The 14,423-nt window shown below is 64.0% G+C and carries 17 protein-coding genes, 1 tRNA gene and 1 other RNA gene; 8 read left to right on the plus strand and 11 right to left on the minus strand.

The annotated features are described in order from the left end of the window. The 4 genes from ACOJSI_RS01210 to gap form a co-directional block, all read right to left on the minus strand. Entirely contained in the window at positions 1-897 is an 897-nt protein-coding gene (locus ACOJSI_RS01210) for a fructose bisphosphate aldolase (protein ID WP_420136424.1), read from the minus strand. Positions 898-969: 72 nt separating this feature from the next. Further along, a complete protein-coding gene (locus tag ACOJSI_RS01215) occupies positions 970-2,169 on the minus strand; it encodes a phosphoglycerate kinase (protein ID WP_420136425.1) in 1,200 nt (399 codons plus the stop codon). Then, on the minus strand, positions 2,166-2,573 hold the full coding sequence (locus ACOJSI_RS01220; protein WP_420136426.1) for an MOSC domain-containing protein: 408 nt from the start codon (positions 2,571-2,573) through the stop codon (positions 2,166-2,168). The genes ACOJSI_RS01215 and ACOJSI_RS01220 overlap by 4 nt, the downstream gene beginning before the upstream one ends. Before the next feature lie 58 nt (positions 2,574-2,631). Next, positions 2,632-3,642 carry a type I glyceraldehyde-3-phosphate dehydrogenase gene (gene gap / locus ACOJSI_RS01225; RefSeq protein ID WP_420136427.1) on the minus strand — a complete coding sequence of 337 codons (1,011 nt, stop codon included), beginning with the start codon at positions 3,640-3,642 and terminating at the stop codon, positions 2,632-2,634. Between the two features lie 128 nt (positions 3,643-3,770). On the opposite strand from gap, the gene ACOJSI_RS01230 reads away from it, so the two are divergent. The 5 genes from ACOJSI_RS01230 to ACOJSI_RS01250 all read left to right on the plus strand — a co-directional run bounded on the left by ACOJSI_RS01230 (position 3,771) and on the right by ACOJSI_RS01250 (position 5,246). After that, on the plus strand, positions 3,771-3,980 hold the full coding sequence (locus ACOJSI_RS01230; RefSeq protein WP_420136428.1) for a hypothetical protein: 210 nt from the start codon (positions 3,771-3,773) through the stop codon (positions 3,978-3,980). Beyond that, positions 3,980-4,291 carry a cell division protein ZapA gene (locus tag ACOJSI_RS01235; protein WP_420136429.1) on the plus strand — a complete coding sequence of 104 codons (312 nt, stop codon included), beginning with the start codon at positions 3,980-3,982 and terminating at the stop codon, positions 4,289-4,291. The genes ACOJSI_RS01230 and ACOJSI_RS01235 overlap by 1 nt, the downstream gene beginning before the upstream one ends. A 12-nt stretch (positions 4,292-4,303) precedes the next feature. After that, positions 4,304-4,460, plus strand: a non-coding RNA gene (ssrS, locus tag ACOJSI_RS01240) — 6S RNA. After that, positions 4,447-5,043 carry a 5-formyltetrahydrofolate cyclo-ligase gene (locus tag ACOJSI_RS01245; protein WP_420136430.1) on the plus strand — a complete coding sequence of 199 codons (597 nt, stop codon included), beginning with the start codon at positions 4,447-4,449 and terminating at the stop codon, positions 5,041-5,043. The genes ssrS and ACOJSI_RS01245 overlap by 14 nt, the downstream gene beginning before the upstream one ends. After that, positions 5,040-5,246: a DUF2842 domain-containing protein gene (locus ACOJSI_RS01250; RefSeq protein WP_420136431.1), complete on the plus strand. Its 207-nt coding sequence runs from the start codon at positions 5,040-5,042 to the stop codon at positions 5,244-5,246. The genes ACOJSI_RS01245 and ACOJSI_RS01250 overlap by 4 nt, the downstream gene beginning before the upstream one ends. A 222-nt stretch (positions 5,247-5,468) precedes the next feature. On the opposite strand, the gene ACOJSI_RS01255 is transcribed toward ACOJSI_RS01250, so the two are convergent. Continuing rightward, positions 5,469-5,545, minus strand: a tRNA-Asp gene (locus ACOJSI_RS01255). 51 nt (positions 5,546-5,596) lie between these two features. Further along, a complete protein-coding gene (locus ACOJSI_RS01260) occupies positions 5,597-6,781 on the minus strand; it encodes an AI-2E family transporter (RefSeq protein WP_420136432.1) in 1,185 nt (394 codons plus the stop codon). A gap of 337 nt (positions 6,782-7,118) precedes the next feature. On the opposite strand from ACOJSI_RS01260, the gene ACOJSI_RS01265 reads away from it, so the two are divergent. Continuing rightward, a complete protein-coding gene (locus tag ACOJSI_RS01265; protein ID WP_420136433.1) occupies positions 7,119-7,733 on the plus strand; it encodes a cell wall hydrolase in 615 nt (204 codons plus the stop codon). Here the strand turns inward: ACOJSI_RS01265 and ACOJSI_RS01270 are convergent. The 5 genes from ACOJSI_RS01270 to ACOJSI_RS01290 all read right to left on the minus strand — a co-directional run bounded on the left by ACOJSI_RS01270 (position 7,724) and on the right by ACOJSI_RS01290 (position 12,809). Next, positions 7,724-8,059 (minus strand): hypothetical protein, encoded by a 336-nt coding sequence (locus ACOJSI_RS01270; RefSeq protein ID WP_420136434.1) that lies wholly within the window; start codon positions 8,057-8,059, stop codon positions 7,724-7,726. The two genes, ACOJSI_RS01265 and ACOJSI_RS01270, sit on opposite strands and share 10 nt — an antisense overlap. A 9-nt stretch (positions 8,060-8,068) precedes the next feature. Beyond that, the gene (locus ACOJSI_RS01275) at positions 8,069-9,484 is read right to left on the minus strand and encodes an MBOAT family O-acyltransferase (RefSeq protein ID WP_420136435.1); all 1,416 of its coding nucleotides are present in this window, start codon (positions 9,482-9,484) and stop codon (positions 8,069-8,071) included. Positions 9,485-9,509: 25 nt separating this feature from the next. Beyond that, complete coding sequence (locus ACOJSI_RS01280) at positions 9,510-10,868, minus strand: GDSL-type esterase/lipase family protein (protein WP_420136436.1); 1,359 nt, start codon at positions 10,866-10,868, stop codon at positions 9,510-9,512. Continuing rightward, a complete protein-coding gene (locus ACOJSI_RS01285) occupies positions 10,865-11,830 on the minus strand; it encodes a DUF459 domain-containing protein (protein WP_420136437.1) in 966 nt (321 codons plus the stop codon). The genes ACOJSI_RS01280 and ACOJSI_RS01285 overlap by 4 nt, the downstream gene beginning before the upstream one ends. An 82-nt stretch (positions 11,831-11,912) precedes the next feature. Beyond that, positions 11,913-12,809 (minus strand): prephenate dehydratase, encoded by an 897-nt coding sequence (locus tag ACOJSI_RS01290; RefSeq protein ID WP_420136438.1) that lies wholly within the window; start codon positions 12,807-12,809, stop codon positions 11,913-11,915. Positions 12,810-12,944: 135 nt separating this feature from the next. On the opposite strand from ACOJSI_RS01290, the gene ACOJSI_RS01295 reads away from it, so the two are divergent. Together ACOJSI_RS01295 and trmB are read left to right on the plus strand one after the other, a co-directional pair. Then, positions 12,945-13,658, plus strand: coding sequence for a c-type cytochrome (locus ACOJSI_RS01295; RefSeq protein WP_420136439.1), 714 nt, complete (start codon positions 12,945-12,947; stop codon positions 13,656-13,658). Between the two features lie 87 nt (positions 13,659-13,745). Beyond that, entirely contained in the window at positions 13,746-14,423 is a 678-nt protein-coding gene (gene trmB / locus ACOJSI_RS01300) for a tRNA (guanine(46)-N(7))-methyltransferase TrmB (protein WP_420136440.1), read from the plus strand.

Below are 14,423 nucleotides of genomic sequence, written 5' to 3' on the forward strand. Positions count from 1 at the left end.
TTAGACTTTAACGGTGGACGCCTGATAGATCTCATCGATCGCTGCCGCGAGCGCGGCGTCGAACGCCTCGTCGGTCATCTCGTGCCGGAGATCGGAGATGAGCGCGCGCGAGAAGCTGGCGATCATGCCATGATTTTCGCTGAGCTGCCGGCAGGCTTCGGTGCGGGAGAAACCGCCGGACAGCGCCACGACCCGGATCACGTTGGGATGCGCGACAAGCGGAGCATAGAGGTCCGGCTTTTCCGGGATGGAAAGCTTCAGCATCACCTTCGTGTCCGCGTCGAGCGTGTCGAGATGGCGCAGGATCGCGGCGAGCAGCAGCTCTTCGGCTGCGCCGCGTTCCGGGCTGCTGATCCGTGCTTCGGGCTCCAAGATCGGCACCAGCCCATGCGACGCAATCTGGCGGCCCAGTTCAAACTGCTGCGCCACGATGGCTTCGATGCCGGTGGGCGAAGCCAGATTGACGACCGAGCGCGCCTTTGTCCCGAAGATGCCAAGCCCGACGGCGCGTTTCAGCAGAGCATCGAGGTCGGGAATCGGCTTCATCAACTGGACGCCGTCGGCTTCCGGCAGGAGGCCCTTATCGACCTTGAGGAAGGGTACGATGCCGCGCTCTTGCCACAGATAAGACGGTACCGGCTGGCCCAGCGCCAGCCCATCCATCGTCTGTTCGAACAAGATGGTCGCGATAACCTTGTCGCCCGTGAAGGATGGCGCGGTGATGATGCGGACGCGCATGGCGTGCACCGCCTCGAACATCTCGGTATCGTTCGAATAGGCGGTGTCAGGAATGCCATAGCCCCGCAAAGCGCCGGGCGTGGACCCGCCGCTTTGATCAAGGGCGGCAATGAAGCCCTTCCCGCTCGTCATCTGCGCCATCATCTTCGGGTCGTACATGGTTCGTCCTCTATCTGTGGAGCAATGCCCGTCCCCAGGGATGCAGTCGGCTATCCCTAGGGTAGGATTGGGTCAATCACGCTTCAGTGCGGCTACGCCGGGCAGTTCCTTGCCTTCCATCCATTCCAGGAAAGCGCCGCCAGCAGTTGACACGAATGTGAAGCGATCCGCGACGCCGGCCTGGTTCAATGCCGCCACGGTGTCGCCTCCGCCCGCGACCGAGACGAGCCCGCCGGATTGCGTGAGCGCCGCCGCAGTCTGCGCCAGCGCGACGGTCGCCGCGTCGAAGGGTGGAGTTTCAAATGCGCCGAGCGGCCCGTTCCAGACCAGCGTCCGGCAGGTCTTGAGCGCGTCGCCGAGCGCCTCGACCGCGGCCGGGCCGACGTCGAGGATCATCTCGTCGGCGGCGACGTCATGGACATTGACCGTGCGGGTCGGCGGATTGGCGCGGAATTCCTTCGCGACGACCACGTCGTAGGGCAGATGCACGATACAGTCTGCGCGATCGGCTGCGTCCAATATCTCGAGCGCGGTGTCGGTGAGATCATGCTCGCACAGCGATTTGCCGACATCGACCCCGCGTGCGGCGAGGAACGTGTTGGCCATGCCGCCGCCGATGATGAGATGATCGACCTTGGCGACCAGATGCTTCAGCACATCCAGCTTGGTCGACACTTTGGCGCCGCCGACGACCGCCGCGACCGGATGTTCGGGATTGCCGAGCGCCTTTTCCAGCGCTTCCAGTTCGGCCTGCATGGCGCGGCCGGCATACGCCGGCAGGATCCGAGCCAGCCCTTCGGTCGAGGCATGCGCGCGATGCGCCGCGGAGAAGGCGTCGTTGACATAGAGGTCGCCGAGCCGGGCCATCGCTTGCGCGAGTGCAGGATCGTTCTTTTCCTCGCCCGCGTGAAAACGGGTATTCTCCAGCACCGCGATATCGCCAGGGCGCAAGTCGCTGACAGCGGCTTCCGCCGCGGCGCCGGCACAGTCGTCGATGAAGCGCACCTCGCGGCCGAGCACATCCGACAGCGGCTTGGTCACCAGCGCCAGGCTCATGTCGGGATTGCGCACGCCCTTGGGCCGGCCGAAATGGGCGAGGATCAGCACGATCGCCCCCTTGTCGGAGAGTTCCGCGACGGTTGGTGCCGCAGCCCGGAGCCGGGTATCATCGGTGACCCGGGCGCCGTCCATCGGCACGTTCAGATCCTCTCGGACCAGCACCCGCCTACCGGAAACGTCGCCAATATCGTCCAGCGTCTTGAAACTGCTCACGGTTCGATCCTCACTTGATCACCAATTTCGATGGGGCCGCCTTCCAGGACGCGTGTGGTGACACCCCCGCGCCAATTAGGCCGCAGTGCCTGTTCGAGCCCAGGCGCAATATCCTCCATACGGCGGCATGGATCGCACTCGCCTGTGATTTCCAACACCAATCCGGACGAGAAAATGAGTTTGGCGCCGGTCGTTTGCTCCAGCGCCACCCCTTCGACCATCAGGTTAACGCGGCGCTGTTCCCACGGAACGTCAATGCCAAGTTCGGTGAGCGCCATCTGCCATGCCTCGGCCGACATCACCGTCACCTGTCGCCGGTTGCGGCTATTGGGTTTGCGCATGCCGCGAAAGTCGCCAGGAACCCCCATGGCGACGGTGACCTCGGCATGGTCGAGCGTTTCCATAGGCCCTCGCGGGCGGGCGTGGCGCGCAATTCCGAGAAGCCGCGCCACGCCCCCCTGCTTAGAGGAATTTGGCCATTGCGCCGGCGGTATCGACCATCCGGTTCGAGAAACCCCATTCATTGTCATACCAGCTCAGCACGCGCACCAGTTTGCCTTCCAGCACGGCGGTTTCGAGGCTGTCGACCGAGGACGAATGCGGATCACCGTTGAAGTCGATCGAGACCAGCGGCTCGGTGACATATTGCAGGATGCCCTTGAGCGGCCCGCTTTCCGACGCCGCCTTCAGTGCACCATTCACTTCCTCGACGCTGGTATCGCGCTTCGGCTGGAAGGTGAGATCGACGACGGAGACGTTCGGCGTCGGCACGCGGATTGCGGAACCGTCGAGGCGGCCCTTCAACTCCGGCAGCACTTCGCCGACGGCGCGCGCGGCACCGGTGGTGGTCGGGATCATCGACATCGCCGCGGCACGCGCACGACGCATATCCTTGTGGATCTGGTCCAGGATCTTCTGATCGTTGGTGTAGCTGTGAACCGTGGTCATCAGGCCGCGCTCGATACCCACCGTATCGTTCAGCACCTTCGCGATCGGTGCCAGACAATTGGTTGTGCACGACGCATTGGAAACCAGGTTATGATCGGCCGTCAGCTTGTCGTTGTTCACGCCATAGACGACCGTGAGGTCGACGCCCTTGGCCGGCGCCGAGATCAGCACCTTCTTGGCGCCTGCATCGAAATGCTTGCCGGCGGTTTCACGGTCCGCGAAGAAGCCCGTGCATTCCAGCGCGATGTCGACGCCGTCCGCCGTGTGCGGCAGCTTGCCCGGGTCGCGCTCCGCCGTCACCTTGATGCGCTTGCCATCGATGATCAGATCGTTGCCGTCGGCATGAACCTCACCCGCCCAGGTGCCATGCACGCTGTCGCGCTTGAACAGCAGCGCGTTGGAAGGAGCATCCGCCAGATCGTTGATGGCGACCAGCTCCAGCCCTGAATCCGGACGTGTGAGAATCGCCCGTGCGACCAGGCGGCCGATACGCCCAAAGCCGTTGATCGCAACCCGTACCGCCATGTCTTAAGCTCCCTCAGAATGGACGAACAATGCGTCCGAACCCTGCGCGCGCTCCCTTTGTCGGGTGCGGCCTCCAGCGTCAACCGCGGCGGCTTGCGACCGGCGCGCGGAGTGCTAAGGCCCCCCTCATGTCGGAAGAGGCCCTCAATTCTGCAACTGCCCGTTTGGAGCAAGCAATCGCCCGTATCGAGCGCGCCAGCCGCGCTCGCGACGATATCGGAAACGGACTGGCCGAGGCGCTCGCCTCGCTGGAAGTGCGTCATGGCACCTTACGCGAACGCGTTCAGGAAACGATCGAAAGGCTCGATGTCCTGATCGGGCAAGAAGGAGCGCGCTGATGGCGCAGGTCAAACTGAATGTCGGCGGACGCAGCTACGAACTCCTGTGCCGTGACGGCGAGGAGCCGCATCTGGAAATGCTGGCGAGCATGCTCGACGCCAAGGCGCGCGACGCGGGCCAGCTGGTCGGAACGACGAACGAGGCGCGCCAATTGCTGTTGGCCGGCCTGCTTCTCGCCGACGAATTGAGCGACCTGCGCGCGGGTGCGCCGGACCCGGCCAAGGCCGCGCTTGCCCGTACGCTGGATCAACTTGCCGCCCGCGTAGAATCCTTGGCGGACCATCTTGAGAAACGGCCTACCAACACCTAGATAAGATCCTGGTGGGAACTGCCCGATACGATCCTAGCGAAAATCCCTGAGGCGATTCATCTTTCCTAGGGAGCCGTCCCTGGCCGGACCCCGGTCCGAACTACATGGCCCCCACCTGACGTTTACGGCGTCAGAGGATTATCCGGAAAACGGTCATGGCGGTCCCACCACCCTCTTCCGACCCGCTGGTTCCTGATCCAGCCAAGATCAGGCTGCGTGAGGCGCTCAAGGCACGCCGCGCAGCCCATGTGGTCGAGATCGGCGCCGAAGGGGCCACGGCGGCCGCCGAAGCCGCCATGCGGCACATCCTTCCCCACATTCCGCATGCCGCCACGGTGGCGCTGTACCTCGCGCTGAAAGAGGAACTCGATCCCTACCCGCTGATCGAGGCGCTGCACGCGCGCGGCCAGTCCATGGCCCTGCCCGCCTTGTTCGATGAGAGCGCGATGCGCTTCCTGGCATGGGCGCCCGGCGCGCCGCTGGAACGCGGCCCGATGCGGCTGCGGCAACCGCTCAGCAGCGCGCCGGAACGGGCGCCCGACCTGATCGTGACACCGCTGCTCGCCTTTGATCGGCACGGGCACCGGATCGGCTATGGTGCCGGCCATTATGATCGCGCCTTCCAACGCCTGCCCGGCGCGCACCGCATCGGTTTGACCTGGGCGGTGCAGGAGGTCGATCGAATTCCGCACGACCCCTGGGACGTGCCGCTCCATGCGATCGTGACCGAGCGGGAGTTCATCGCGGCATGAAGCCCACGTGGCGCAAGCCCGCCGGCATGGGGCTGATCCTGCTGCTGATCCTGTTCTGGGCCGGATTGGTGGGCAGCCAGGCCCAGCGGATCGCCAGCCTGCCCTGGCCTCTCCAGGCGATTGTCTATTGCATCGCCGGCGTGGTCTGGATCGCGCCGTTGAAACCCCTGCTATTCTGGATGGAGCACGGCCGCTGGCGCTAAGCCCAGCCGCCGCCCGAGAGCTGCTGAACGGGCGTAGGCTGAATTCCACGCAGTAAGCGGTTCGCGACTTTAAACGGCGCCACGACCGCTCCCAGGAGGGCGCGTTCACCTGCGATGACGCGATTCGGAAAGTACGCTGATCCAGCGACGCCGATCGTGCATCTGCACGGTTTGGATCCTCTGAAAACGGGCTGATCCGCAGCATTCGCCATCCAAAAAGGATGGCGCGAGTGACGGGGCTCGAACCCGCGACCTCCGGCGTGACAGGCCGGCGCTCTAACCAACTGAGCTACACCCGCATGAGCAGTTCCCTGCGGAGACGCGCCGACTAGAGAGGAGGACGGGGGCTGTCAACCACTGTGCGTCGGGTCAGGCGGTAAAGGTGAAGAAGCTTCCGGAATTGGGCTCGTCAAAGTGCCATCTTCGAACAGAAAACCGGCGATATCCGGCTTGCCAGCCGCATCCAGGACGGTTTTCGTGATGATCAGAAGCGGCACCGCCAGCAGCGCGCCGACAGGGCCCCACACCCACCCCCAAAAACTCAGCGAGACGAGAATCAGCAACGGATTGATAGTCAGCCGCCGCCCGACGAGCGCCGGCGTGACCAGATTCGATTCGATCAGATGGCAGCCGACGAAGGTCGCGACCGGCAGAATCGCATACCAGGCATCACGAAAGACCATCAGACCGCCCAAGGAGAGGAGCAAAGACGCCATGATCGGCCCGAGATAGGGCATGTAGTTGAACAGCGCGACGATGCCGCCCCACATCAGCGGATCGGGCAGACCGATCAGCCAGAAGGCCGCGGCGACCAACAGGCCCAGGCTGACGTTGATGATGGTGATCGTCGCAAGATAGGCCGATGTCGCATCCACCATTTCCTGAATGACGCGGGCCGTGGTGAGCGCGCTAGTGAAGCTGCCGCGATTGGTGATGGTTTGACGCCGCATCCGCGTCCATCCCGACAGGAAGAAGTAGACGACCAGGATCGCGAAAAACATCTGCAGGATAGCGACCGGGGCCGAGCTGGCCACCACGTCCAGCAAAGACGTCGGCTTGCCCAGCGTGACGACCATCTGCCGCCCACCCTTGCCCATGAAGGTCGCTTGCGTGTTCGTTACGAAGCGATCGAGGCTGGTATAAACTTCGAGTAGGGGGCGGAGGTTGTGGCGGATGCGCACGACCCGTTCCGGCAGCAGCGCGAACCAACCCGATGCTGGTACGATGATGGCCGCGACCGCGGCATTGGCCACCGCCAGAAAGATCATGATCGACAAAAAGGCCGCGAGTGAAGACGGGAAGCGGCGTCGCTCGAACCATTCCAGCATCGGCACCAGCGCGATGGCGATGACGAGCGCAGCTGTGACGGGCAGGAAAAAGGCTGCACCGGCCTGGAGCGCAAAAGGCAGCGCAATGGCGATGCCGATCCCCCCGAACAGCGCGATCGCGGCAAGCAAGCGATCACGACGCAGCGCCTCCGCCGTCCGACTCGACAGCAGGCCGTGCAGAAAGGACGTGCTTGGTCGTTCTTCCACCTCTGTCCTCCCCGAATCGCGACGCCGCGACCGGTATGGTGGACGTCATGCCGCAAACCTTAAGTGAACGGGAGAGAATCGCACATAATCATGACAGAAGCAGTGTCTGCGTGGCCGGATTATTCCTTGCCCGCTCGTTTCAGTGCCTCGGGTCGTCCCACGCGCATCACGGTCTGCCGTGCATTTCTTGACGCGGTGCGGAAAATTTCGGAACGGGGGCGCTCAGATGGTCGCCAGGGACCGCGTTTCCCTAGTCCTGCCGACAAGACGTAAAACACGCAGCCGTTGCTTAGTATCCGCAGCGGTCGGCGATTTCGCGCATGGTTAAGAGTTCTGAATGTACATCAAGCGTTCCACGCTTGCTACCGGCGCAGCGCTTCTGCTCGCCACGTCCGGTATGGTTTTTCCGGCAACCGTCGGTAAGGCCGCGGAGCTGGTGAAGACACCGCTCCTCCCCTACGATCTTTCTGCTACCGCCTCCGCTACCCCGGCGGACCGCGCCGATCCGAGCTTGCAGGCGGCGTCAGAAACCCTCTCCCAAGTCGCCGAATCCGATGCCAGTGCGCCTTCCATGGCAGCGTCGGCCGATGCGGCCTCCGTCGAATGCATGGCCAAGGTCGTGTTGCATGAAGCTGGCAACCAGCCGCGCGCCGGCAAGATTGCAGTCGCACAGACGCTGATGAACCGGCTGAAGGCCGGTCGTTTTGGCGGCACCATCTGCGAAGTCGTCAATCAGCGCGGACAGTTTTTCCAGGTCTCCAGCTTCCATCCCGATCGCCAGGCGGACGGGTGGCAGGACGCTGTCGAAGTCTCCCACGAGGTTCTCGCCGGCGAGACAGAGCCGGTTGCTCCCGGCGCGATGTTCTTCCGTGCTTCCTATGCGCCCGCGAACAGCTTCTTCCGTACGCGCCAGCGCGTCACGACGGTCGGCGCGCACATTTTCTATCGCTGACTGGGGGGCGCGTCCGCGTCCTCTCCTGCCTGACCATCACCATGGAAGCGCGCCTCTTCGGCGCGCTTCCATTGCGTGTGCATGGCATCCCGCGGAACGGCCAGGCCGATCGCCTGGGTGAACGCATACCATTGATCCGCGACAGCGGCCGCCTGCGCTTGGGCGGGGCTCGGCGGTTGATCGTCAATCCAGTCGCTGAGCGATACGGCATTGGTTGCCAGCAGGAACAAGGTGGCCACCGCGATCACGATGGCGGTCCAGCCAAGCCCTGGTCGCTCCAGCTCGGGTTCCGGCAGATCGATCGGCGATGGTGCTTCCTTGTGCATCCGCTGGCCTTAAAACTGATAGTAAATGAAGGGCGCGACCCCTTCGAAACGCATCGCATCAATGATCAGGATCACGATGCCCGCAATCAGGCCCAAGGCCGGCGCGGGCAATGTGCGCAAGCGTAGCGCCAGGCGCTGGCCGAGATCAGGCGGCGTGAAGTGGATTGCCATACCGAACACGATCAGGACACACGCCAGCGGCGTCAGCACCGCGCTGGCGGCCGTGCTGGTTGCCAGGCCGCCAAGGAAAGCGATGGCGGTGTCGAACGTCTCCGCGCGGAAGAGAATCCAGCCGATCACGACGATGTGGAAGGTCACCAATAAGGCGAGGATCTTCGGCAGGCGCGGCAAGCCTTCGGGCCGATAACGATCCCAGATGCGCTCCAACGCAAGCACGCTTCCGTGGAGACCGCCCCAAATCACGAAGGTCCACTTGGCACCGTGCCACAAGCCGCCGAGCAACATCGTGATGAGGACGTTCAGGCATAGACGCGCAAAGCCTTTGCGATTGCCGCCGAGGGCGCCGATGTAGAGATAGTCGCGCAGCCAGCTCGACAGACTGATATGCCAGCGCCGCCAGAAATCCTGCAGCGAGGTCGCGCGATAAGGCTGATTGAAATTGCGGGGAAAGCGATAGCCAAGCAGCGCCGCGATACCTATCGCCATGTCGCTATAGGCGGAAAAGTCGCAGTATATCTGCACCGCATAGCCATAAGCCGCCGCGATCAGATCGAGCCGCGAATGTGCGGACGGATCAAAGAAGACCGGATCGACCAGTCCGGTCGACAGCTCCGAGGCGACCACCGCCTTTTTGAACAGGCCCCAGACGATCAGGATCAGGCCCATGCTTGCCATGTCGCGCGTCAGGCGCGGCGCACGCTGAAACTGCGGCAGCAGATCCGATCCGCGCACGATCGGCCCCGCCACGAGATGCGGAAAGAAGGACATGAGCAGCGTGACATCGAGCAGTCGCGCCGGCGCCAGACGCCGGGCATGGACGTCGGCCAGATAGGACATGCCCTGGAAGGTGAAGAACGAGATGCCGACGGGGAGGACCACCTGCATCAGTGGCAGATCGCGCTGGAAGCCGACCGAACGCAGCACATCGCCGAGCTGTTCGACGAAGAAGCCGTAATATTTGAAGAAGCCCAGCATGATCAGATTGCCGATCACGCCGATGATGAGGATCGCTTTGCGCTGGGTCTTGGCCCAATCCGGCTGAAGCGCGATCAAGCCGGCTGCCCCCCAGTTGAGGAAGGCCGACCCAATGAGGAGCGCGACGAAGCGCCAGTCCCACGCGCCGTAGAAGATCCAGCTGGCAATCAGCAGCAGGATCTTACGCCATTCGTTCGATCCGTTTGCCGACCAGGTGACGGCAAAGACGACCAGGAAGAACAGGCCGAAGGTGAGCGTCGGAAAAAGCATCAGCCGTGCGCCCGATCAAGCATGGTCACCGGGCAGCCGCCTTTTCAATGTCGTTTTCCAATCGGCGAGCAATCTCCCGCCCGCCAGCGGACGTATAATGTACATAGTCGCCGCGCATCATCGGCGGATCCATGTGCACCCAGCGATCCGCCGTGCAGCGGCCGCCCATCGCGGCTTCCCAATCCCAGAAAGCGACGTTGAGCGATGCGGCGATCCTGCGCTGCATGTCGCGTACCGCCTTCAGCCCGGCCGGCGGGAAAAGCGGGCCGCGCGTCGTGCCAGTGGACATCGCCGGCGGCGGCGGGGCGACCACCACCGGCGCGGGATCGGGCTGCGGCGCATCAGACGACAAGCCGATACTGTCTCGCAGGCGGTTCATGATCGAAGTGACGACATTCTCCCGCGGCACGACGGGCGCCGCGATCGGTGTGCCGCAATTGGCCGACGGGCCGATCGACGCATTGGCACGCATCTCAGCGCGACGGCTAAGCGCGTCAGGCGCACCGAGCAGCAGGATCGGCACATTGCCGGCGATGCGCCGAACGCGACCGATCTGCGTGCGCAGCGTCGCTTCAAATTCGAAGTCGCTGACCCGCGGGGAGAACCCCTCGTTGGTGCCGAAAGCGATGACGATAAGATCCGGTTTGTAGGTCCGCATCTCTTCGGTCAGCACGGCGTCGTCGGTCCGTGCCCAATGGACCAGCTGCGACCCAACGACGCCCAGGTTCGACAGAACGACGCCCCCGCCCCCGCCGTCGTGAAACGTGCCCCACGAGGTCATCGTCACCATACCGTCGCTGGCCGTGACATCGGCGCTGGTGACAAGCGACGACAAGCGCAGCGTGCGGCATTCCGGCCGCTCGGTCGGCGAGGACAGATCGAAGGTCACGCTGTTGACGCCGGCCCGCATCTGCAGCTTGCCGCCGCCGGGCCGCATGATGGCGCATACGACGAAGCGGTTGAACGCCTGGTTGGGATCGGCCGAGATCGCCATCGATGCACCATCGGTGCGCGTCGTCAGCGAATAAGCGCTCATCCCCAAAGGCGGCGACGGTGACGACCATGCCGAACCGAAATCGCCGGCAATCTGCCAATCGGGTGACATCGAAACAGTGACGCCCTGGGTGATATAGCCGTTGAACGGCCGGCCCGGCGGCAGAATACCGCGACCGGCACCGCCATATTTCTGCTGCAGCAGATCCCGCCAGGCGCCGGTGATGGTATCGCCCGCCGTGTGGCTGTCCCCGATCTGGAGGATGTGCACGGGCCGCGCGTTCGCCTGATGCAACTTCGCCAGAAAAGGCGCGAGTTCATTGACGCCGCACAGCGAGCCGACACAATTGCCCGAGAACGATAGCGCCGCCGCCGCGGCCAGTGCAATCACGGCGTCGGCGCTCCGGCATCGCTCTTGCCCTTTGCGGCGGCGACGCTCGCCTGGATGCGGGCAGCCAGGCCCTTGGTAACGTGCATATAGCCGTTCATCGACATGTGAATGCCGTCACCTGCGCGCAGCAGCTTCGGGCTGCCGCCGGGATCGCTGTAATAAGCCTGATAGCGCCCCTGCGCGTCCACGGTGAACGGGCGGATGTCGATATAAGGCACGCCCAGGCGTTGCATCAGCCGTTCGTAAAACTGATCCATCGCGAGCGCGTCGGCATCGAACGATGCGTCGCGCATCACCGGCAAGCCCACCCAGTAGATGGTGGCCCCGTGCCGGCGCAGCATGTTGACGTAAGATTCGACGCGGCCGCCGATCACTTTCTGCCAGAAGTCGCTCATCAACGTGCCGCAGTGGCCGCCGTCGCATACGCCCTGCGCATCGTTCGCGCCGAAGGCGATCACCGCGATATCGAGCGGCTGGCCATCGATCTGCTGATCGTCGTGATTTTCGAGATTCAGGCGGCGATAGCGGGTGAAACCGGTCGAGGCCTGCGAATATTTGTCGACGCGATACTGGTCGCGCGGGAGCAATTTATACAATCCGCTCCAGACGCCGTCGCCGAAGCTGTCGCCGAACACGCCGACATGCACCTGCTTGCCCTGGGTAACGGTACTCGCCAACTGGTTGGTCGGCGTGTCAACCGGCACCGCACCGGGCGTGGGCTCAACCACCTCGCCCGGGGTCGTAGTGGGGGTCTGCACTGTCGCACCCGTCGGCGCGGCAGGCCCGGTCGGCGGCGGCGGTGCTACGGGGCGCGATGCGGCAACGGGCGCCGCTTCCGGGGCGAGGCTGACCGCCTGCTTGGTTTCGTTACCGGTGCCGAACGCATAGCCAATCGCCGCTCCGGCGGCGACGCCGAGGAACAGAACAGCGGTTCGGTCGAGGAGAAAGCGAAGCCACGTCATCGAATGCGCATGGGATAAAGCCACGTCCGTTATTGGCAAGAGGCGCCCGCCGTGAATGCGACGGTCGGAATCCGGGGGTCGACTATCCGCGTGGCCGCGCCTGAGAATAGGTGCCGAGCACTCGCAGCCATTTGGTGTGAAATGTAAGCTCCTCCAGCGCCCGGCCGAGATTCGGATCCTCCGGACTCCCTTCGACGTCACAATAAAATTGCGTTGCCGCAAAACTCGTGCCGCGCTGATAGCTTTCAAGTTTGGTCATATTGACGCCGTTGGTCGCGAAACCGCCCAAGGCTTTGTACAAAGCGGCCGGCGTATTCCTGACCTCGAACACGAAGGTCGTCATGCGAGCACCGGACACGGGGGCGGCCATCGCTTGCGGGGCCAATGCCACGAAGCGGGTGGTATTGTCGTCGCTGTCTTCCAGATGGTCGGCGAGCAAGGTGAGGCCGTAAAGATCCGCCGCCAGCCGCGGCGCAATCGCGCCAATAGCGCTGTCGCCCATTTCCGCCACCATGGCGGCGGCGCCGGCCGTATCGGGATAGGCGGCCGGCTTCAGCCCGTGCGCGCGAAGCCAGTGACGGCATTGGCCCAGCGCCTGAGGATGGCTCATCGCCTCGCGGATCGTGCCGCTCGTGCTGCCGGGCAGCCCCATCAGCCAATAGCGGATCGGCATGAAATGCTCCCCCACGATCGACAGACCGGATTCTGGCAGCAGGAAGTGGATATCGGCGACACGCCCGTGCAGGCTATTTTCGATCGGGATCAGCGCGCGCCCCGCTTTGCCATCGCGTACGGCGTCGAGCGCATCCTCGAAACTGAAGCAGGGCAGAGGCAGCGCATCCGGAAACGCCTCCAGCGCCGCTATGTGCGAATTGCACCCCGGCGCGCCCTGAATTGCGACGGCACGCTCCGGCGATGCGGCTGCGGCGCTGGTCATTTCCGCGACAAGGGCACGCGCGGGTGCGGGATAGCTCTCCATGATGGCGGCGGCGGATAGAGGGTGCCGACGCAGCCCGCAACCTTGCTCGGGCGGCTTGCGGCGCTGACCAACCAACACTAAGGACCAGCAATTCCCGGAACGGGCGGCATTTTTCTACCTAGGGTTAGGCAGGGCATGGACGATCGCGCGAACACGATTGCAGGGTGGGCTTTATTTGCCGGTATTGCGGGGCTTGGCCTGACGATCGTAACTGGCGAATATTTCCACGCCGAGCGGCCCGAGAAGATGGGCTATGAAGTTCAGGGCGTCGAACAAGAGGCTGGAGCTGGCGCCGTCGCCGAAAAGCCGTTCGCTTTCTACATGAGCCAAGGTGATCCGGCGAAGGGCGCGGACGTCTTCAAAAAATGCGCGGCCTGCCACAATGCCGACAAGGGCGGCGCAAACGCGCTCGGCCCCAATATCTACGGCGTGGTCGGCGATGCGATCGCTTCAGGGCGCGGCGGTTTCGCATTCTCCGATGCGCTGAAGTCCAAGGGCGGCAAGTGGGACTTTGATTCGCTCAACGCCTGGCTGACCAGCCCGAAGACCTTTGCACCCGGCACCAAGATGACCTTCGCGGGCTTGTCCAACCCGCAGGACCGCGCGAACGTCATCGCTTACCTGAACCAGCAGGGCGACCACCCCCTGCCCCTGCCCTCCGCGCCGCCGGAAGGCGCCGCCAGCCCGGACAAGGCCGCCGCCGAAGCGGAAGGCGCAGATGCCGCCAAGGCGAAGAACGTGCCGGTCCAGACCGAGGCACAGGCCGCCAAGCAGGCGGACGGCAACATCAAGGGCGATGCCGCGCCGGCGACGTCGGGTACATCCGACAAGAAGCAGGACAAGAAGTAAGACGCCGCTCCGGCGGAGGCCGGAACCTTTATCTTGTTCGCCAACACTCCAGCGGCCCCGGCCTCCGCCGGGGCGACGAATGTCGCCATGTCCGATCCTACCACCATCCGCCGCCTGTACGGTCGCCGCACAGGACACAAGTTGCGCGTCGGCCAGGCCGCCCTGGTCGAGAATCTTCTGCCGACCATCGCCGTACCGGACGGGCCGCTCGACGCGCCTGCCTTGTTTGGTGACGATCGCCCGCTGGAACTGGAGATCGGCTTCGGGAGAGGTGAGCATCTGGCGGGTCAGGCGCGCATGCGCCCCGATCACGGCTTCCTTGGCTGCGAGCCCTTCGTCGACGGCGTGGTCGGGCTGCTGCTGCACGTCGAGGAGCAGGGGCTGGACAATGTGCGCATCCACATGGGCGATGCGCTGGAGGTGATCGAGCGGCTGCCGGATGCGAGCCTAAGCCGCGCTTATTTGCTGCATCCCGATCCCTGGCCGAAGACACGCCATGCCAAGCGGCGCTTCATGAACAAGGGCCCGATCGATCTTCTCGCAGCGAAGTTAAAGCCGGGCGCCGAGTTCCGATTCGGCACCGACCATCCGATCTACTGCCGTTGGGCCATGATGGTGATGGGCCAAAACCCGCATTTCGAATGGCTCGCCACCGGCCCCCAGGATTTCCTCGTCCGGCCCGCAGACTGGCCGGAGACGCGCTACGAGGCGAAGGCGCGGCGCATCGGCCATGAAGTCTGGTATTTCCGCTACCGCAGAAGGTGA

Origin of the sequence: Sphingomonas sp. (assembly GCF_048595155.1) — a bacterium.
Taxonomy (GTDB): Bacteria; Pseudomonadota; Alphaproteobacteria; order Sphingomonadales; family Sphingomonadaceae; genus Sphingomonas_I.

What these genes read in the sequence shown, in the direction of transcription:
- ACOJSI_RS01210 (WP_420136424.1), bottom strand. Translation starts at nt 897, where the DNA reads ATGTACGACCCGAAGATGATGGCGCAGATGACGAGCGGGAAGGGCTTC.
- ACOJSI_RS01220 (WP_420136426.1), bottom strand. Translation starts at nt 2,573, where the DNA reads ATGGAAACGCTCGACCATGCCGAGGTCACCGTCGCCATGGGGGTTCCT.
- gap (WP_420136427.1), bottom strand. Translation starts at nt 3,642, where the DNA reads ATGGCGGTACGGGTTGCGATCAACGGCTTTGGGCGTATCGGCCGCCTG.
- ACOJSI_RS01230 (WP_420136428.1), top strand. Translation starts at nt 3,771, where the DNA reads ATGTCGGAAGAGGCCCTCAATTCTGCAACTGCCCGTTTGGAGCAAGCA.
- ACOJSI_RS01235 (WP_420136429.1), top strand. Translation starts at nt 3,980, where the DNA reads ATGGCGCAGGTCAAACTGAATGTCGGCGGACGCAGCTACGAACTCCTG.
- ACOJSI_RS01245 (WP_420136430.1), top strand. Translation starts at nt 4,447, where the DNA reads ATGGCGGTCCCACCACCCTCTTCCGACCCGCTGGTTCCTGATCCAGCC.
- ACOJSI_RS01250 (WP_420136431.1), top strand. Translation starts at nt 5,040, where the DNA reads ATGAAGCCCACGTGGCGCAAGCCCGCCGGCATGGGGCTGATCCTGCTG.
- ACOJSI_RS01265 (WP_420136433.1), top strand. Translation starts at nt 7,119, where the DNA reads ATGTACATCAAGCGTTCCACGCTTGCTACCGGCGCAGCGCTTCTGCTC.
- ACOJSI_RS01270 (WP_420136434.1), bottom strand. Translation starts at nt 8,059, where the DNA reads ATGCACAAGGAAGCACCATCGCCGATCGATCTGCCGGAACCCGAGCTG.
- ACOJSI_RS01275 (WP_420136435.1), bottom strand. Translation starts at nt 9,484, where the DNA reads ATGCTTTTTCCGACGCTCACCTTCGGCCTGTTCTTCCTGGTCGTCTTT.
- ACOJSI_RS01285 (WP_420136437.1), bottom strand. Translation starts at nt 11,830, where the DNA reads ATGACGTGGCTTCGCTTTCTCCTCGACCGAACCGCTGTTCTGTTCCTC.
- ACOJSI_RS01290 (WP_420136438.1), bottom strand. Translation starts at nt 12,809, where the DNA reads ATGGAGAGCTATCCCGCACCCGCGCGTGCCCTTGTCGCGGAAATGACC.
- ACOJSI_RS01295 (WP_420136439.1), top strand. Translation starts at nt 12,945, where the DNA reads ATGGACGATCGCGCGAACACGATTGCAGGGTGGGCTTTATTTGCCGGT.
- trmB (WP_420136440.1), top strand. Translation starts at nt 13,746, where the DNA reads ATGTCCGATCCTACCACCATCCGCCGCCTGTACGGTCGCCGCACAGGA.